General features: G+C 38.4%; 14 protein-coding genes. 10 read left to right on the top strand and 4 right to left on the bottom strand.

Annotated elements, in window-relative coordinates:
- The first annotated feature begins 1 nt into the window (after position 1).
- A complete protein-coding gene (locus tag ACQ2HF_RS05025; protein ID WP_432412431.1) occupies positions 2 to 2533 on the top strand; it encodes a ligase-associated DNA damage response DEXH box helicase in 2532 nt (843 codons plus the stop codon).
- A gap of 70 nt (positions 2534 to 2603) precedes the next feature.
- Here the strand turns inward: ACQ2HF_RS05025 and acs are convergent, their stop codons facing one another.
- Positions 2604 to 4511: an acetate--CoA ligase gene (gene acs / locus ACQ2HF_RS05020; RefSeq protein WP_432412430.1), complete on the bottom strand. Its 1908-nt coding sequence runs from the start codon at positions 4509 to 4511 to the stop codon at positions 2604 to 2606.
- A gap of 258 nt (positions 4512 to 4769) precedes the next feature.
- Here acs and pdeM point away from each other — a divergent pair, with 258 nt between their 5' ends.
- From pdeM to ACQ2HF_RS04990, 6 genes are all read left to right on the top strand, one after another.
- Positions 4770 to 5456, top strand: coding sequence for a ligase-associated DNA damage response endonuclease PdeM (gene pdeM, locus ACQ2HF_RS05015; RefSeq protein WP_432412429.1), 687 nt, complete (start codon positions 4770 to 4772; stop codon positions 5454 to 5456).
- A gap of 87 nt (positions 5457 to 5543) precedes the next feature.
- Complete coding sequence (metG, locus tag ACQ2HF_RS05010) at positions 5544 to 7631, top strand: methionine--tRNA ligase (protein WP_432412428.1); 2088 nt, start codon at positions 5544 to 5546, stop codon at positions 7629 to 7631.
- A 36-nt stretch (positions 7632 to 7667) separates the two neighbouring features.
- Entirely contained in the window at positions 7668 to 9116 is a 1449-nt protein-coding gene (locus tag ACQ2HF_RS05005; protein WP_432412427.1) for a hypothetical protein, read from the top strand.
- Positions 9117 to 9226: 110 nt separating this feature from the next.
- Positions 9227 to 10693 carry a hypothetical protein gene (locus tag ACQ2HF_RS05000; RefSeq protein ID WP_432412426.1) on the top strand — a complete coding sequence of 489 codons (1467 nt, stop codon included), beginning with the start codon at positions 9227 to 9229 and terminating at the stop codon, positions 10691 to 10693.
- A gap of 24 nt (positions 10694 to 10717) precedes the next feature.
- On the top strand, positions 10718 to 12835 hold the full coding sequence (locus ACQ2HF_RS04995) for a Tex family protein (RefSeq protein WP_432412425.1): 2118 nt from the start codon (positions 10718 to 10720) through the stop codon (positions 12833 to 12835).
- Between the two features lie 2 nt (positions 12836 to 12837).
- Positions 12838 to 13740 carry a histone deacetylase family protein gene (locus ACQ2HF_RS04990; RefSeq protein ID WP_432412424.1) on the top strand — a complete coding sequence of 301 codons (903 nt, stop codon included), beginning with the start codon at positions 12838 to 12840 and terminating at the stop codon, positions 13738 to 13740.
- 5 nt (positions 13741 to 13745) lie between these two features.
- Here ACQ2HF_RS04990 and recQ read toward each other — a convergent pair whose 3' ends face one another.
- The 3 genes from recQ to ACQ2HF_RS04975 form a co-directional block, all read right to left on the bottom strand.
- Positions 13746 to 15839 (bottom strand): DNA helicase RecQ, encoded by a 2094-nt coding sequence (gene recQ, locus ACQ2HF_RS04985; protein WP_432412423.1) that lies wholly within the window; start codon positions 15837 to 15839, stop codon positions 13746 to 13748.
- A 256-nt stretch (positions 15840 to 16095) separates the two neighbouring features.
- Positions 16096 to 16428 (bottom strand): single-stranded DNA-binding protein, encoded by a 333-nt coding sequence (locus ACQ2HF_RS04980; RefSeq protein ID WP_432412422.1) that lies wholly within the window; start codon positions 16426 to 16428, stop codon positions 16096 to 16098.
- A gap of 352 nt (positions 16429 to 16780) precedes the next feature.
- The gene (locus ACQ2HF_RS04975) at positions 16781 to 17254 is read right to left on the bottom strand and encodes a hypothetical protein (RefSeq protein ID WP_432412421.1); all 474 of its coding nucleotides are present in this window, start codon (positions 17252 to 17254) and stop codon (positions 16781 to 16783) included.
- An 86-nt stretch (positions 17255 to 17340) separates the two neighbouring features.
- Between ACQ2HF_RS04975 and ACQ2HF_RS04970 the strand changes: the two genes are divergently transcribed.
- From ACQ2HF_RS04970 to ACQ2HF_RS04960, 3 genes are read left to right on the top strand one after another with little or no spacing between them, the layout of a single operon-like run.
- A complete protein-coding gene (locus tag ACQ2HF_RS04970; RefSeq protein ID WP_432412420.1) occupies positions 17341 to 17511 on the top strand; it encodes a hypothetical protein in 171 nt (56 codons plus the stop codon).
- A 15-nt stretch (positions 17512 to 17526) separates the two neighbouring features.
- Entirely contained in the window at positions 17527 to 18249 is a 723-nt protein-coding gene (locus tag ACQ2HF_RS04965; protein ID WP_432412419.1) for an SOS response-associated peptidase, read from the top strand.
- Positions 18249 to 18479: a hypothetical protein gene (locus ACQ2HF_RS04960; RefSeq protein ID WP_432412418.1), complete on the top strand. Its 231-nt coding sequence runs from the start codon at positions 18249 to 18251 to the stop codon at positions 18477 to 18479. Before ACQ2HF_RS04965 ends, ACQ2HF_RS04960 begins: the two co-directional genes overlap by 1 nt.
- Positions 18480 to 18653: the final 174 nt, after the last annotated feature.

The following is an 18653-nucleotide window of genomic DNA, read 5'->3' as shown; positions in this document are numbered from 1 at the left end:
AATGAACCAAACAGACCTTATACATATTGCCGAAAACTGGTTTAAGTCCAAAAACTGGAAGGCCTTTCCATTTCAGAAAAAAACCTGGAAAGCATTTCTCGATGGAAAGCACGGGCTTTTAAATGCACCTACGGGAAGTGGTAAAACCTATGCACTTTGGATTCCCATTGTATTGCAATACATACAAGAGAATCCAGAGTATAAAACGAAGCACGTTAAAGGGTTAAAGGCTATTTGGATCACACCATTGCGAGCGCTCTCGGTAGAAATAAAACAAGCAGCACAACGCTTTGCAGACGAATTAGAAACAGGTTTAACCGTAGGAATTCGAACGGGTGACACCACACAAAGTGAGCGGGCAAAACAGAAACGAAATATGCCCGATTTGCTCATCACAACACCAGAGAGTTTAATGTTACTACTGGCAAGTAAAGGCTATGAAAAAACATTTAAAACGTTAACTGCAGTTGTGGTAGACGAATGGCACGAACTCTTGGGAAGCAAACGAGGCGTGCAAATGGAACTAGGCTTGTCCCGGTTAAAAACCATTTCACCTCTAGTACGAATCTGGGGCATTTCGGCAACCATTGGGAATCTGGAGCAGGCGCAGGAGGTGTTGTTGGGGAAAAACACAGCTGTCTCCTCGAGCGCAGTCGAGAGGTCCATTAAAAATTCAGATTCTAAAAAGAAGGTCTCGACTGCGGTCGACCAGACAAAAGAAAGTGTTTTAATTAAAGCCAATCTCAAGAAAAAAATAGTAGTAAAATCTATCATCCCAAAAAAGATGGAGACCTTTCCCTGGCGTGGTCATTTGGGGTTGCATTTGTTAGATGACATTATTCCTATAATTAAAGATAGTAAAACAACCCTCATCTTTACCAATACCCGAAGTCAGTGCGAAATTTGGTTTCAGAAAATATTAGAGAAATACCCTGAGTTTGCGGGTGAAATAGCAATGCACCACGGAAGTATTCATAAAGAAACGCGCATTTGGGTAGAAGAAGCCATTAGAAACGAAAGTTTAAAAGCCGTGGTGGCAACTTCCAGTCTGGATTTGGGGGTCGATTTTGCGCCCGTAGAAACTATTATTCAAATTGGCGGCCCCAAGGGAATCGCCAAATTTTTACAGCGGGCCGGACGGAGTAATCACAGACCCGGAGAACCTTCAGTGATTCACTTTTTGCCTACCCACGCAATGGAGTTAATTGAAGCTTCGGCTTTAAAAAAGGCGGTAAAAGGAGATGTCATGGAAGATCGCATTCCCTATTTGTTAAGTTTTGATGTTCTTATTCAGTATTTAGTGACGTTGGCAGTAAGTGACGGTTTTTATCCGAAGGAACTATATCCCGAAATTAAAAACACCTTTTGCTTTCAAGGTATTACAGAGGAACAATGGCAATGGTGTTTAAATTTTATCACAATGGGAAGCCAGAGCTTGCAGGCTTACGACGAATATAAACGTGTTTTGGTAGATGACAAAGGAAGGTTTTATGTAGACAGTCGCCAAACTGCCATGATGCACCGTCTTTCCATTGGCACTATTGTAAGTGACGCCATGGTGCAGGTAAAATATGTTACGGGCGGATTTATAGGCACTATTGAAGAGTTTTTTATTGGTAAAATGAAGCCGGGAGATGTTTTTGTTTTTGCAGGAAGAACCTTAGAACTTGTTCGGGTAAGAAATATGGTAGCCCAGGTAAGACGGAGTAGCAAGCGTACAAGAAACGTGGTAAGTTTTATGGGAGGACGTATGGCGCTTTCTTCACAAATGTCTGAAATTTTAAGAAATGAGTTGCAGTCGGAAGCAGAGCATAAACGAGACACCCCAGAATTAAAAGCCCTCTCTCCTATTTTCGACAGGCAGGAAAAAGAAAGCATTGTTCCGGGAACGAATGAGTTTTTAATTGAAACCTTTAAAACCCGTGAAGGATATCATCACGTTTTTTATCCATTTGAAGGTAGGTTTGTACACATGGCCATGAGCGGTTTGTTGGCGTACCGAATAAGTTTGTTATCGCCCATTACATTTTCTTTAGCGTATAACGATTATGGTTTTGAATTGCTAAGCGACCAGCCCCTGGATATTCAGAATGTATTGGACAATACTCTTTTTAGTAGTGACTATCTTTTTACCGACCTTCAAAAAAGTTTGAATAGTACCGAATTGGCGCGTCGTAAATTTCGAGATATTGCAGTAATTAGTGGAATGGTTTTTACCGGTTATCCCAGCAAGCAGATTAAAACAAAGCATTTACAAAGCAACTCACAATTGTTGTTTGATGTATTTCGGGACTACGAAGCAGACAACTTGTTGTACCAGCAGGCTTTTAGAGAAACCTTTGAGCATGAAATGGAAGAAGGCAGACTGCGATTGGCCTTGGATCGAATTGCCAGCCAGGAAGTAGTCTGGAAACAATGTGAAGAAGCTACGCCTTTTAGTTTTCCTATTATTACCGATAGATTACGGGAAAAATTGTCTTCGGAAAAACTGAAAGATCGTATCAAACGAATGACCTTAAAATTGATGAAATAATCTAAAAAGTGATTTAAACATTACATTTAAATCACTTTGGAATGTATATGAGGCTTGTATTAAAAAATTATCATAGCGCATTGTCCATGATCTCCTGAACTACTTCAGGATTTAATAACGTACTGGTATCTCCTAAATTACTAGCATCTTTTTCTGCAATCTTTCGAAGAATCCGTCGCATGATTTTTCCACTTCGTGTTTTGGGTAAGCCACTCGTAAACTGAATTTTATCCAATTTTGCAATAGGTCCAATATGTTCCGTAATTATTTGATTAATTTCTTTTCTCAAATTATCATGATTTCGGGTTTCTCCGGTTTCTTTTAAAATTACATACCCATATAAGGCACTTCCTTTTACATCGTGCGGAAATCCTACGATAGCACTTTCAGATACTGCTGGATGTTCGTTTATAGAATCTTCTATAGGCGCAGTTCCTAAATTATGCCCGGAGACAATAATCACATCATCTACGCGACCCGTAATTCTATAATACCCGGTGCTGTTTCGTAAGGCACCATCCCCTGTAAAATACATATCCTTATAGGCCGAAAAATAGGTTTCCTTAAAACGTTTATGATTTCCCCATATGGTTCTTGCCATAGAAGGCCACGGAAATTTTATGCATAAACGACCACTTACCATATTTCCTGATAATTCCTCTCCTACTTCATCCATTAAAGTAGGTTGAATTCCCGGCAAAGGCAGTGTGGCAAACGTAGGAATTGTTGGAGTAGAAAACGGGATGGGAGATATCATAATACCGCCAGTTTCAGTTTGCCACCAGGTATCTACAATGGGACATTTCTTTTTTCCAATAGTATCATTGTACCAATGCCAGGCTTCTTCATTAATAGGCTCTCCTACGGTTCCTAAAATTTTTAAAGACGAAAGATCGTGTTTTTCGGAAAAGTCAAGACGTTCTTTCGCAAGGGCTCGAATTGCAGTGGGTGCGGTATAAAACTGATTTACTTTATGTTTTTCAACCACCTCCCAAAATCGACCCCAGTCCGGATACGCAGGCACCCCTTCAAACAGCACTGTTGTTGCGCCGTTGGCCAAAGGTCCGTACACAATGTAACTATGTCCTGTAATCCAACCAATATCTGCAGTACACCAATACACGTCATCTTCGCGATATTGAAATACATTTTTAAACGTATATGCTGTATACACCATGTATCCTGCGGTGGAATGTACCATCCCTTTGGGTTGCCCTGTAGAGCCAGACGTATATAAAATAAAGAGCGGGTCTTCTGCATCCATGATCTCTGGCTGGCACATATTGGAAGCCTCATCTAATAAAGGTTGTAACCATCTGTCACGACCTTCTACCATGGTAATTTCAGAGTGGATTCGTTTTACAACCAAAACGGTTTCAATACCGTCACAAGATTCCAGCGCATCGTCTACAATGCCTTTTAGGTCTATTGTTTTACTTCCGCGGAAAGAACCATCACTGGTGATCACCATTTTACAGTCACAATCGTTTATCCGTGTGGAAATTGCTTTTGCAGAAAACCCTGCAAACACGACAGAATGTATTGCTCCAATACGCGCGCACGCTAATAAAGAGATCGCTAATTCTGGAATCATAGGAAGATAAATACAAACCCGATCTCCTTTTTTAATGCCATTCTCTTTTAACACGTTGGCAAAACGACATACCCGATCGTGTAATTGGTTGTAAGAAATATGTTCTGCTTTTTCTTTAGGATCGTTAGGTTCAAAAATGATAGCGGTTTTTTCGCCTCTTGCATATAAATGGCGGTCTATACAATTTTCAGTAATATTAAGTTTTGCTCCTTTATACCAAGTTATTTCCGGCTTTTCAAAATTGTATTCCAGCACTGTATCCCAGGGTTTTCGCCACAAAAAGTTTTCTTCGGCTATTTCGCCCCAAAAAGTTTCAGGATCACGAACAGATTTTCTATATACTTGAAAATATTCTTCTAAATTTTTTACATGATAATTACTCATAACGCTACTGCTTTTAATTTGTATTTTTCTGAACCCAATACATCTATTTTATTGAAAAGACCAAACCCATTAGGATTTGACATCCTAGAAACATAAACTCATACGTATAGACTGAAAAGAGCTAAAAAGGTTTCGTATGCAAACATAAATTTTAAAGAAAAGGGAAACAGAAATAATGGCATACAAGTTACTTAAAAGGTAGTATAAAAAACAAATTAAGCGTCCTTTCTATATGTTTTTTCCTTAAAAACATAGTGTTTGTCAAATTTCTTAGCAAAGATTGTGATTACAAGTATCTTTGCAATCGTGAATAGTTTCATTACCATTAAAGGTCAAGAATTTACACTGCATTCCAGTGGCGCCATTTTTTGGACAGAAAAATCCATGCTTCTTATCGCCGATGTTCATTTAGGGAAAGTAACTCATTTTAGAAAACACGGTGCCGCCATTCCTCCCCATTTGGCGTTTGAAAACTTAGAAAAATTGACCGCAGTGACCAATCAATTCCAGCCAGAGACGGTTTGTTTTTTAGGTGATCTTTTTCATAGCAAACTAAATACGGAATGGAACGATTTTGCGAAGTGGGTTGAGTATACACCTGCCAACGTTATACTTATTTCTGGAAATCACGATATCATTCCACAATATCTATTTGAAGACGTAGGAGTTAAAATTTTTGATGCCTTGAAGATTGAAAATTTCCTGCTCACGCACCATCCAACCGAAGAAGATAGCTTCTTTAATTTTTGTGGGCACGTGCATCCCGGCGTGACATTGCAAGGCCAGGGAAGACAAAAGTTACGATTGCCCTGTTTCTTCAAAAGTGAAAAACAGCTTATTTTACCCGCTTTCGGAAATTTTACAGGCAAATACACGTTAAAACCTTCAGAAAAAGATGAGGTTTTTGTTATTGCAGACGATCATGTGATTCGGGTTAGCGAATAAAGGCTTTTCACTATAACCGCAAGCTACCGAACATGATTTGTTTATTTTTGCATCAATTTTAAGCCCAAACGGTTTTCAAACACTATTATGAATCAAGATCCGAAACGTTTTACCATTACCGCCGCATTGCCATACACCAATGGCCCCGTACATATTGGACATTTAGCAGGTGTGTATGTCCCGGCAGATATTTACGCACGCTTTCAACGCCTTCAAGGGAAAGATGTTGCCTTTGTATGCGGAAGCGATGAGCACGGTGTCCCCATTACTATAAAAGCAAAAAAAGAAGGTATTACTCCGCAAGAAGTGGTCGATAAGTATCATGCGATTATTAAAAAAAGTTTCGAAGACTTCGGAATTACATTCGATAATTATTCAAGGACTTCGGCAAAAATTCATCACGATACGGCTTCAGAATTCTTCAAAAAATTATATGACGAAGGAAAATTTATGGAAGAGGTTACCGAACAGTTATATGATGAAGAAGCCAATCAATTTCTTGCCGATCGTTTTATCGTAGGAACCTGTCCAAAATGCGGGAATGAAGAAAGTTATGGCGACCAATGTGAGAACTGTGGAACCAGCCACAATGCGACCGATTTAATAAACCCTAAAAGCGCTATCACAGGTGCAACACCTACGTTAAAAGAAACAAAGCACTGGTTTTTACCCCTCGACCAATACGAACCATTTTTAAAAGAATGGATTCTGAAAGAGCATAAAAAAGACTGGAAAACCAATGTGTACGGCCAATGTAAATCTTGGATTGACGATGGTTTACGTCCTCGTGCTGTAACCCGCGATTTAGATTGGGGAATCCCTGTGCCAGTAGATGGCGCAGAAGGAAAAGTGCTCTATGTCTGGTTCGATGCGCCTATTGGCTATATTTCTGCTACCAAAGAATGGGCGGAACGAGAAGGTAAAGATTGGGAGCCGTACTGGAAAAATGACGACACCAAACTACTTCATTTTATTGGAAAGGATAATATTGTTTTCCATTGCATCATCTTCCCAAGTATGTTGAAGGCAGACGGTAGCTATATTATGCCAGACAACGTACCAGCCAACGAATTTTTGAATTTAGAAGGCAACAAAATATCGACCAGTAAAAACTGGGCGGTGTGGTTGCACGAGTATTTGGAAGAATTTCCAAATCAGCAAGACGTTTTGCGGTATGTGTTAACTGCCAATGCGCCAGAAACGAAGGATAACGATTTTACATGGGCCGATTTTCAGCAGCGGAATAATAGTGAATTGGTGGCTATCTTCGGAAATTTTATCAACCGTGTAATGGTGTTAACCCATAAATATTACAATGGTGTTGTTCCAAAACCTTCCGCGTTTTCTGAAATTGACGAACAAACTTTAAAAGAATTAAAAGCCTATCCAGCTGTAATTGAAAGCTCCATAGAACGCTACCGATTCCGAGAAGCACAGGGGGAATTAATGAATGTTGCGAGACTAGGAAACAAATACCTGGCAGATGAAGAACCTTGGAAAACCATTAAAACCGACGAAGCCAGAACGCAAACGGTGATGTATGTTGCCTTACAGATCGCAACTGCCTTAGCGGTCTTAAGCGAACCGTTTTTACCGTTTACATCAAATAGGCTGAAAAATATGCTCAACTTTGAAGGTTTAGAGACTGTTCCAAATTGGAAATCTATAAGACAAATGGTTCCCCCTTCGGGAGAAATGCCGCTAGGCAAAGGGGGACACACTATTAACGAAAGTGAGCTTCTTTTCAGTAAGATTGAAGATGAGCAAATGCAACAGCAATTAGATAAATTACAAGCAAGCAAAGCAATGAACGAAGCCGCAAACAAAAAAGCCGAACCTCAAAAAGAAACCATTCAGTTTGACGATTTTACGAAATTAGATATGCGCGTAGGCACCATTATAGAAGCTGAAAAAATGCCGAAAACAAAAAAACTGCTTGTCTTAAAAGTAGATACCGGTATTGATGTGCGTACCATCGTTTCTGGGATTGCTGAAAGTTTTACCCCGGAAGAAATCGTAGGAAAACAAGTAACTGTATTAGTAAATTTAGCCCCAAGACCCTTGCGCGGTGTAGAAAGCCAAGGAATGATTTTGATGACCGAAAATGCCGAAGGGAAACTTGTGTTTGTGAACCCTGCTTCCGAAGGTGTAACAAATGGTTCACAAATAAACTAGTCCGCACATTTCAATTTTAACAAATCCCTATTCCTTATGAAATGCTTTTTACCCTTATTTTTCTGCTTATGTATTATTTCAACCGTAAGAGCTCAAGAAGAAGTGCTCTCATTTACAGAAGATAATTCCGAAAGACGCAGCAGTGATGGATATTCTTTTTCCAACAAAAAAACGGGCGATCTTGCGCTTTTATTGGTAGAAAGTAAAGGTGTTTTGGCGCATTTATTTGATAGTACCTTTCAGGAAAAAACCTCTTTTGAGACCGAACCTTTACGCAATAAATACAGCGAAATTATTGGGTATCGTGTTTCGGGAAATACCTACACGGTGGTTTCTACGAATAAAAGCAAGAAAAAATATGCCGTACAAGTGTTCGATTTTAATGCTAAAAAAGCAACGATAGATGAGTTGAAGTTCGATTTTGATAAGGAAAAATTTTTGGAAACTGTACATTACAACAATCAATTGTACCTAATCACTGCCAATAAAGAGAATACTTTTATACTAAGGAAACTGAATAGCGACAACCAATTTTCAGAAATAAAAAGGTTTGCTATTGAAGCAGAAGAAAGAGATCAAAAATTATTAAAGAGCGGATTTTTCACCGTTGGTTTATTTGGAGGTACCATTGCAAACGTAGCCAAGGTTGATAACCGTGTGCCCAATGCCATTGAACAAACTGCGCAGCCCAATAAACTGTATCAAAAAGATAATCTTATTTATTTAACGCTTGAAAATGACGATGCCTTAAAAACAACATTGCACATTATAAACCTTGAAACACTCTCTTTAAGCACCAAGGTGTACGACTATCCAAAAGGAAAGAAAGACGATTTAAAGGCACATAATTCTTTTATTTTGGACAATCATATTATTCAGTTGGGAAGTAGCAGGGATGAAATGGTGATGCAGATTAAAGATTTTAAGGGTTCTCTTATAAAAGAGCACTATATAGATCGTGAGAAGCCTATTGCTATAAAAAACTCTCCCATTATTCAGGAAGGCCAAACTGCCTTACCATTTGTGAATAGAAGGGAAATGGAAGAAACTTCAAAATTTCTTCGGAAGGTTACATCAGGAAAGCTTGGGGTGACGGCTTACAAAAACAACAATGAATACTTTTTTACGATTGGAGGGTATAAAATAGTACAATCTGGAGGAGGAATGATGATGATGCCTGGCGGTGGTTTTAGCAATGCCGGAGGAACCGTGTCACCTACAGGCACCTTTGCACCCACCTATAATCCTACCTATTACTCCTTTAATTCCTATACATCCAGTAAATCTACGTTCTTCAATACACACTTCGATACAGACTTTAACTATGTGGACAAAGAAGAGGAAGCAAACATTTTTGAAAGAATAAAAGAATTTAAAAAAGAAGTGAAATACGACACTGCCGAGGATGTATTCTTCCACCAAGGCTCCTTATATTTTGGATATTTTGATGGAAAAGCGAAACAGTACCATTTATATAAAATGTAATTGCTCCATTTTCTAGACGAGGTAGTGCTTTTCTAAAGCCGCTTATCTTTAGTTCATCGCACGTAAAACCAATGTCTGAAATTTTAACCCAAAAATAACTGCTTATAGCTATGAAAAGTATTTTTCCCCTACTCTTATTATTTACCGTACAATTGTGGTCACAAGTTGAAATTACCAACATTGTACACCAATCCAATAATGGCCAGTCTATTGGTAGTGGCTTCGCTGTGGTGGCAGAAGCTGAAGCAGGGTTTTCAATATTCTTCGTAGACGGTAAGAAAATTTATGCGAATGGATTTGATGGAGACTATAATTATTTAAGCAGACTGGATAGCCGGGAGATTTCTTCTCGTGAGGAATATATTGCTGGGAAAAGTTATGGCGATAATTATCACTTATTTTTTAAAGTACGAGTACTCGACAAACTTTTGGTGCAAACCTTCAACTTTACCAAAGACACCGTTACTGAAAACCTGATTCCACTAGATATTAGAGATCAAGAAATTCTTCAGTATTTTGAGCACGATAACAAAGTGAACTTACTTACCGTTGGGACCAAACAAGATGTATTATTTCTACATTCTATTGATGAGAATTTTGAAACTTCATCTCAAAAAATACCTATAGATGCCTATGTATTTTATAATGAAAAACACAACAAAAGACCTTTTCATAAAGTGATCTTTGACAATTTTCAAGAGATTTCAGGTATTGGTATGAATCCGTCTCAAGCGACTTTTCCCATGACACTTCCCGAAAGTACAAGACCCACAAAAATTTATAAACAAGAGAATCAATTGGTATTCACGCTAGATGCCAGTCCACAACTCACTCAAGTATTATATGTGGATATTGAAACTGGCGAAACCAGTCTTAAGAACATCCAAAAGGTATCGCCTGCTGCTGAAAAAAGCGTAAAGCAGAGTAATTCTTTTCTATTGGATAAAGAACTGTATCAAATAGTACGACGGGACGATGTGCTGGAAATTTCAGTAAAAAACAGTGAAACTGGCGACTTGTTGAATACATTTGAACTTTCGGACGGGGAGGAATTTCCTTATACAAACACCGCAACCTTAACCCTGAAACCTTCCAAAAAGAAACGAAAAGAAGTTTCTCCAAGTCAGTTTTTAAGATTTGCAAAATATGATCCTTTAGGAATTTATGCTACCAATGTAGATGGTGCCACGCAAATTACGTACGGTACCTGGGATAAAGAAAGGGGTAACAACGGTTCTTTGAACAACTCTAAAGGAAATGGAGCTATGGTGGGGGTGATGACGGTCTCTTTTGGCATCGTGGGAGGAATTTTGTATGCTGCACTTTCTTCGGGTAATTCCATACAATCGTACGGGTTACACCATGTAGGAATGACTACAAGAGCCATTGGCGTTTTTGATAAAAATTTTCAGCATCTTCCCGATAAAGGAGTGCAAGCAAATATTTACCATAGAATAGATTATTACAATTCCAAGCAAGAAGACACCACACCATTTTTGTTGTTTCAGTTTAAGGATACTACTATTTACGGCTCTTTTTACCCTGAACAAAATGCTGTAAAACTTTTAAAATTTTAAATCCTGAAACGTATTTTTTCCCCTATGCTCCAGTACATTCTAAAAATTACAAACTTCCCTGAGGCAAGCATTAAAAACACGCTTTCGCTGCTGGCAGAAGATTGTACCATTCCATTTATTGCGCGCTATAGAAAAGAGCGCACAGGAAATCTGGATGAGGTACAGCTAGAGCAGATAGTCACTTTAAAAGAGCAATATGAAGCCTTTGAAAAACGCAAAAAAACCATTCTAAAAGCAATCGAGGAACAGGGTGAGTTAACAAGTGAAATTTCAGCTAAAATAGAAAGAACTACTAATCTCATAGATCTCGAAGACCTCTATTTACCTTTTAAGAAAAAGCGTAAAACGAAGGCAGAAACGGCTCGTAAAAATGGGTTGGAGCCTTTGGCAAAAATTATCATGTCGCAAAATACTCGTGACCTTCATAGCGCCGCACAGCGTTATATAAAAAAGGATGTTGCAACCATAGAAGATGCACTGGAAGGAGCAAGACATATAATTGCAGAGTGGATTAATGAACGTTCAGATATTAGGAACCCCATGCGGCGGCAGCTAGAAAGATTTGCAGTACTTAGCACGAAGGTGGTTAAAACGAAAAAGGACGACGAGAAAGCACAAAAATATAGAGATTACTTTTCTTGGGATGAGTCGTTGCAGCGGTGCCCTTCCCATAGATTATTAGCCATTTTAAGAGCAGAGACGGAAGGCTTTATACGGGTAAAAATTGAAATTGACGAAGAGCGAGCTTTAGAACGAATGAATTCTAAACTCATAACATCACGAGGGGAATGTGCAGACCAATTAGAAAAAGCGATTACAGATTCCTATAAACGTTTGCTATTTCCTGCTTTATCCAACGAAACACTTGTTGAAGCGAAAAAGAAAGCAGATGAAACCGCGATTTCCATATTCGCAAAAAATCTAAAACAGCTTTTACTAGGGTCTCCTTTAGGAGAAAAACGAATCCTCGCTATTGATCCAGGTTTTAGAACAGGCTGCAAAGTAGTCTGTCTGGATGCACAAGGTGCTTTACTTCATAATGAGACCATCTATCCACACCCTCCTAAAAGTGATCTCACAGGCGCCATAAAAAAAATAAGCAGCTTAACAGATGCCTATAAGATTGAAGCCATCGCTATTGGTAACGGTACAGCATCAAGAGAAACTGAGGCTGTCATAAAAAAAGTACACTTTAAGAATGCTGTAGAAGTGTTTATTGTAAGTGAGGCAGGAGCGTCTATTTATTCGGCAAGTAAAATTGCGAGAGATGAATTCCCTACCTATGACGTGACGGTACGGGGCGCCATTTCAATAGGCCGTAGGCTTGCAGACCCTCTTGCAGAGTTGGTTAAAATTGATGCAAAATCTATTGGCGTAGGCCAATATCAACACGATGTAGATCAATCTCAGTTAAAAAACTCACTGGATAGAGTGGTGGAGAATTGTGTAAATTCTGTTGGTGTTAATATTAATACTGCAAGTGTTCCATTACTGAGTTATGTTTCGGGAATAGGACCTACATTAGCTAAAAATATTGTAGCATATCGCGAATCCAACGGAGCATTCGCTTCTAGAAATGACATCAAAAAAGTACCTCGTTTAGGTGCCAAAGCTTTTGAACAAGGAGCGGGTTTTTTGCGCATTCGCAAGGGTGAAAATTTACTGGACGATTCTTCTGTACATCCTGAACGCTATGAACTTGTTCATCAAATAATAAAAGATCAGGGGCTTAAAATTTCAGAATTAATAGGAAATGCTACCACCTTAAAAAGTATACCATTAGAAAACTATTGTTCTGAAACAGTAGGAATGCCAACGCTTAAAGATATTATTAAAGAACTTGAAAAACCCGGGTTGGACATACGTGAAAAAGCAAAGGTTTTTACTTTTAACCAAAACATTAAAACTATTGATGATGTAAGTGCGGGTCAATTATTACCTGGAATTGTAAATAATATTACCGCTTTTGGGTGTTTTGTAGATATAGGTATAAAAGAAAGCGGTTTAATTCACGTTTCTAATCTTTCGGACAGTTTTGTAAAAGATGTGAATGCACACGTTCACTTGCACCAACAAATTATTGTAAAAGTGCTGGAAGTTGATGTGCCACGTAAACGTATCCAATTGAAGCTACATACCTAAGGATGCTTAAAATAGCCTACCATCCCATTTACAAATATTCGTTGCCGGAAGGTCATCGTTTCCCCATGGCAAAATATAATTTATTGCCCGAATATTTGCTGAAACAAGGCATTTGTACCGAAGCAAATTTTTTTGAACCCGAGAAAGTTTCAGCAGCGATTATTCTGAAAGTGCATACCGAAGACTATTACCAAAAATTGCTAACACTTGAATTGGACCAAAAGGAAATCCGAAAAATTGGGTTTCCGCTCCGGGAAGATTTGGTAACTCGTGGACATTATATTATTGGCGGCACCATTCAATGCTGTGAGTATGCCATGAAATATGGAGTAGCCTTAAATATTGCCGGAGGAACGCATCACGCCTTTGCAGACAGAGGAGAAGCATTTTGTTTGCTAAATGACCAAGCCATTGCTGCACAGTACCTATTAGACTCAGAAAGAGCTTCAAAAATTTTGATACTAGATCTTGATGTGCATCAGGGAAATGGTACCGCAAAAATTTTCGAGAATAATTCTCACATATTCACATTTTCTTTGCACGGCGCAAATAACTATCCATTTAAAAAGGAACAAAGTGATCTGGATATTGGGTTGGAAGATACTACAGAAGATGAGGAATACCTTTCAGTGCTAAAAAACACTTTACCTATGCTCCTAAAAAAAGTACAACCAGATTTTATCTTTTATTTGAGCGGTGTAGATATTTTAAAAGGCGATAAACTGGGGAGATTACATTGCACTCTAGAAGGATGCAAAGAGCGTGACCGTTTTGTATTTGAAACTTGCAAAAATCACAATATTCCTGTACAGGTTAGCATGGGTGGCGGTTATGCGCCAGACATTGGTATTATAATTGAAGCCCACGCAAATACGTATAAAGCAGCACAGGAAATTTACTTTTGAAATTTTTAGTTTTCCAAAAACAACCCAAACTTAATTTTCCAATACGGCATCTGTTCTTCAAAATATTCAAAATACGGTTTTAATCCTTCGGGATCTTTTAGTTCTTTTTTCGCTTTTTGTACTGCAGAGATTTCTTCGGAAGTGATAAACTGTAACAGGTTTATATGGTGACCTAGTTCGTTCATCTTTAAAAAATGTCCATAGACTGTATTTTCTGAAACTCCTCTTTTTTCTGAAATTTCAGCAACTGTCATTCCTTTCTCATACAATTCCATAGTGCGTTCATGGGTAGCTACTTTACTTTCCAACGCATCCTGATGTTTGGCAATTACCTGCAGAAATACATCTGCATATTTCTCTAGCTTGGCACGACCTACTCCACTAATTTGAGCAAACTCTGCCACTGTTTTTGGCATATTGTTTTCCATATCTTCCAAACTGGCATCGCTAAAAATTACATACGCAGGCACACCAGCTTCTCCAGCCAATTTGGTGCGGAGGGTTCGCAATTTTTCGAAAAGATCTTTTCGAGTTGACTTCGCTTTCTTCTTTTCCGTAACTTTTTCAAGAGGTTGAATTAAATCTGCCAGGCGTACCTTTTTGCCTTCGAATAAAATCTTTTTAGCAGTTGGCGTGAGTACCAATCTTCCGTTTTCGTGAAACCAGATTTCCAAAACTCCCTGGTTTAATAACTGTATTACATACTGCTGTAAATCCTTCCAGGGAATGTCTTTGGCGGCACCAAATGTTTTTAGATGCTGATAGCCTTTTTCAACCACCTGCGCATTGTGAGAGCCTCGCAACACATCTATTAACATTCCCATCGCCTCCTGCTCATTTAATCGCGCTACAGCCGAACATACTTTTTGCGCAACCACAGTCCCGTCTATATATTGTGGCGGTGTTTTACATATATCGCAATTGCCACAATCCTGGGTCATATGTTCCCCAAAATAATTAAGCAGGGCTTTACGCCGACAACTTAAGGCTTCAGCAAACTGCTGCATGCGTTCTAGTTTAGCCAGTTGAAATTCTTCGGTTTGCGTGCCTTGTGTAAATTTCCGAAGCATAATTACATCGGCAAAGCTGTAGAACATTAATCCGTGAGCGGGCAGTCCGTCACGACCGCTACGACCAATTTCCTGATAATACCCTTCAATATTTTTGGGCATATTGTAATGAATCACCCAGCGTACATTGCTCTTATCTATCCCCATTCCAAAAGCAATAGTCGCTACGATAATAGGCACTCGGTCATTGATAAAATCGTCTTGAATTCGGCTTCGTTCTTCGGCTTCAATTCCTGCGTGATAGGCTTGTGCTTTGTAGCCTTTTGCTACGAGCTTTGAGGCAACGGCTTCGGTATTTTTTCGACTTAAGCAGTAAATGATACCACTTTGAGTTTCTTTATCTTTAAGAAATCGCAATACCTGCTGCATTCGTTGTTGTCCGGGGCGTACATCTAGGTACAAGTTGGGCCTGTCAAAAGAGGATACAAATCGTTGGGCGCCGTTTATCCCCAATTGTTTTATAATATCATCCTGTGTGGCGCGGTCTGCGGTTGCTGTTAACGCGATTACAGGTGTTTGTGGAAATTCATCCTGCAATCTGCTCAACTGTGTGTAAGCTGGTCTAAAATCGTGACCCCAGGACGAAATACAATGCGCCTCATCTACTGCGATTAAGGAGACTTCGGTTTTCTGAAAATAGTTGGTAAGATTCCACAAACTTTCGGGCGCGACGTACAGCAATTTTAATTGACCTGTCATTAAGTTCGTTAACACTTTTTCCTGCACTTCTGGCAACTGGCTACTATTATAATACGAAGCAGCAATCCCATTCGCATTGAGCGCATCTACCTGATCTTTCATTAAGGCAATTAAGGGAGAAATCACAATGGCGGTGCCTTCCAACGCCAACGCAGGCAATTGAAAACACAATGATTTTCCCCCACCCGTAGGCATAATTGCCAAACTGTTTTTACCCGCCAATACATTTTCAATAATCTCCTGCTGATTAGGACGAAAGGTGTCAAAACCGAAGTGAGTTTTTAAGAGGGTGTGGATGTTTGTTTGCTGGGCGGTATCTTGTAAATTCATTGTGGTAAAATTAGTGATAATTTTGGGGATGGGGTACCGGCCCTTCGGTACAATTTTTTATAATCTTGGTAATGCCAAGATTATTGAAAATCACTCAGGGACCTTTGATTAATAGTTTGTTTTACCCTTGTAAAAACTGCTCAAGAACCCTTATTCTTTAAGTTTTTTATACTTCCAAATCTAAGGTTGCTGAGTGGTTTAAAAATAAAGGCGCAACAAGGCGCCTCTATTTTTAAATTGTATCGAAGTAAACGAATTATTTGCTCAACATCAACAACTCATTACACAACACCTCTGTGATATAATGTTTTGTACCATCTTTATCGTCCCAAGAGCGGTTTGTGAGCTTGCCTTCTATGGCGATTTCCTGGCCTTTGGTTACGTAGTTTTCTACTACATTTACTAGACCCCCTTTTACAACTACATTGTGCCAATAAGCACGTTCTACTTTTTGTCCTTCTTTGTCTTTGTAGCTATCGTCCGTGGCCATAGAAAATTTTGCCATTTTGTTGCCGTCTTTAAAGGTTACGATTTCTGGGTCTTGTCCCAATCTTCCAATCAACTGTACTTTGTTTCTAAGTGCGTTCATACTAATAAATTTTAATTTCTAACAGTTAAGTTATTTTCCAGAATCGGTCTGGTAGCCGTTGTTGATGTATTCCAACAGTGCAAATATTAGACAGGTTGGAAAAAGGAGTCGGTTGGGAAGTGTTTATAGGGCAATTATATACAAAGCACCACAAACCTCAACGGTTTGCTCGGTGCGTAAATTTTAAAAAATTAAAAAATGGACGCAATAAACAATAAAAGAGCAAAAGCATTTATAGAGGAAATCATCGAGGTTTCAAAAAGGCACGGATTGAGTATTGCCCATGAGGATATAGGGGGTGATTTTTTTGTTTATACTTATGACGAAAGAAAAACAGAGTGGTTAAGAGGTTTTAGGTTGGGCTTTGATCCTGACCGCGGAGTATATAGGCGCGTTTCTCTAAAACCAGACTAAAATTACTAAGAAAACCATAGTTAATATCATTCGAAGTGAGTTTGTCAACAAATTGGTGTATATATCTCCATTCATAAAAAATATTTGAATGTTCTTCTAAAGTTGTTGTATAGCCCTTACGAAAAAAAACCTCATCTTTTTGAGAATATAAAATTGCGCAAATATTAGAAGAGATATAAAATTTAGACTCATTACTGATTTCGTTGTAAATGTCTTTCATATCGTGCCCTGTTTTTTTTCCACCCTCTTTTTCTATAATATATTTAAGGAATAGTTCGCAAGCGAAGCTAATATTAATAAGAAAAGCAATAGGAGGGGTTGTTTCGTTTTCAAAATCAAAGCTATTAAGAAAGTCTTGTCCTGATTTTCTTAATTGCAATGCAGAAGTAAAAAGCCACTCTAATTCATTCATAAAATAAAGATAGAAGTTTTTACCATAACAATAATTTTAGATATTATTTGGAATATTTCCTACCTTTGGAGTATTTCCAAATAAATATGAAAGTAAAACAAAGCTATTGGATGCGATACCCTTATGGTGGTGGCTACAGATACGAAACTGTAGTTGCTGACACATTAGAGGAAGCATTTGATAAGATTTCCCAATTCTATAACGTTGATCCTACCGAAGCTGAATATATGAACAGGATTATTAATGTCTTAGAATAATACTATCTTTATTCTATGTGCTACGAAACATCATCAACTAAAATAAAAGAAGCAATGGAAGATTATGCGCAGGCTAGTTTTGCCGTTCCATTGGAGTATGAGCCTTTTTACCACCGTTCCGCATTTGGCTTTCCTAACCTTCAGATAATACCGATGCACGCACCCGATGAAATTTATCCTTCTACTTGGGGATTTGTTCCAGAATGGGCAATGAAGGATATAGATAACTTTAGAAAAAAATACAATACTTACAATGCAAAGAGCGAAACGATTTTAAGTTCTGGCACGTTCAAGACTAGCGCAAGGGAAAAACGTTGCTTAATTCTTGCAGATGGTTTTTTCGAACCACACAAAGAAAATAATATTTCAATACCTTATTACTGCCACATACCTACAAAGGAATATAAAGACGGGCGGGATTTATTTGTATTTGCTGGGTTGTACTCTCAAATTGCAGAATTTGCCTACTCCTGTACTATAATCACCACCGAAGCAAACGAGTTCTTTAGCGAGGTTCACAACGTTAAAAAGCGTATGCCTTTAGTATTAGATGAAGGCTTAAAAGATGAGTGGCTGAATGACCGCCTAAACGACAATAACATCACGGAATTAATGCAAAACGGTTTTACTTCAAAAGAATTTACAGCCCATCCTGTAAGCCGTGACCTATACAAACGAAATATTGATACTAACAATCCTTCAATAATAAAACCCGTTCAAAAAGACACCCTTTTCTAATGACACTCTACGAGTTTAATATGCTATCTCAAAAGGATAAAGAAACTGTTGTTTTTGAGCAATCGGAGTTTCTACACGTCGAAACTATCGACGGTCTTAAATACGGTCTTTACGCAAAGGACACGTTCTTTATTGAAGCTGTTTGTTTTACCGATAGTTTGAAGGTACGGGATATTACTGCTTTTGATAGCGGGGAATTAATTAATAAATACTTAGAACTCCTTAAATAGAGCGACTTATTCATACGCTCTAAAAACAATTAGTAAACATTTTTAATGGGAATTACAAACGTTTCGCTTAACGTTTTAAACGTGTTCTTAACATTCCTAGTGTTAATAAAGTAGAAGAAATGTTAACAAGTAGGGGTTAAAAAACACGAATAAAGTTTTTATTAGTGTTTTTAT

The sequence above is a fragment of the Rasiella sp. SM2506 genome, assembly GCF_050859505.1.
In the GTDB taxonomy this organism is placed as follows: domain Bacteria; phylum Bacteroidota; class Bacteroidia; order Flavobacteriales; family Flavobacteriaceae; genus Marinirhabdus.
This window is presented reverse-complemented; position numbering and strand designations above follow the sequence as displayed.

What these genes read in the sequence shown, in the direction of transcription:
- ACQ2HF_RS05025 (WP_432412431.1), top strand. Translation starts at nt 2, where the DNA reads ATGAACCAAACAGACCTTATACATATTGCCGAAAACTGGTTTAAGTCC.
- acs (WP_432412430.1), bottom strand. Translation starts at nt 4,511, where the DNA reads ATGAGTAATTATCATGTAAAAAATTTAGAAGAATATTTTCAAGTATAT.
- metG (WP_432412428.1), top strand. Translation starts at nt 5,544, where the DNA reads ATGAATCAAGATCCGAAACGTTTTACCATTACCGCCGCATTGCCATAC.
- ACQ2HF_RS05005 (WP_432412427.1), top strand. Translation starts at nt 7,668, where the DNA reads ATGAAATGCTTTTTACCCTTATTTTTCTGCTTATGTATTATTTCAACC.
- ACQ2HF_RS05000 (WP_432412426.1), top strand. Translation starts at nt 9,227, where the DNA reads ATGAAAAGTATTTTTCCCCTACTCTTATTATTTACCGTACAATTGTGG.
- ACQ2HF_RS04995 (WP_432412425.1), top strand. Translation starts at nt 10,718, where the DNA reads ATGCTCCAGTACATTCTAAAAATTACAAACTTCCCTGAGGCAAGCATT.
- ACQ2HF_RS04990 (WP_432412424.1), top strand. Translation starts at nt 12,838, where the DNA reads ATGCTTAAAATAGCCTACCATCCCATTTACAAATATTCGTTGCCGGAA.
- recQ (WP_432412423.1), bottom strand. Translation starts at nt 15,839, where the DNA reads ATGAATTTACAAGATACCGCCCAGCAAACAAACATCCACACCCTCTTA.
- ACQ2HF_RS04980 (WP_432412422.1), bottom strand. Translation starts at nt 16,428, where the DNA reads ATGAACGCACTTAGAAACAAAGTACAGTTGATTGGAAGATTGGGACAA.
- ACQ2HF_RS04975 (WP_432412421.1), bottom strand. Translation starts at nt 17,254, where the DNA reads ATGAATGAATTAGAGTGGCTTTTTACTTCTGCATTGCAATTAAGAAAA.
- ACQ2HF_RS04970 (WP_432412420.1), top strand. Translation starts at nt 17,341, where the DNA reads ATGAAAGTAAAACAAAGCTATTGGATGCGATACCCTTATGGTGGTGGC.
- ACQ2HF_RS04965 (WP_432412419.1), top strand. Translation starts at nt 17,527, where the DNA reads ATGTGCTACGAAACATCATCAACTAAAATAAAAGAAGCAATGGAAGAT.
- ACQ2HF_RS04960 (WP_432412418.1), top strand. Translation starts at nt 18,249, where the DNA reads ATGACACTCTACGAGTTTAATATGCTATCTCAAAAGGATAAAGAAACT.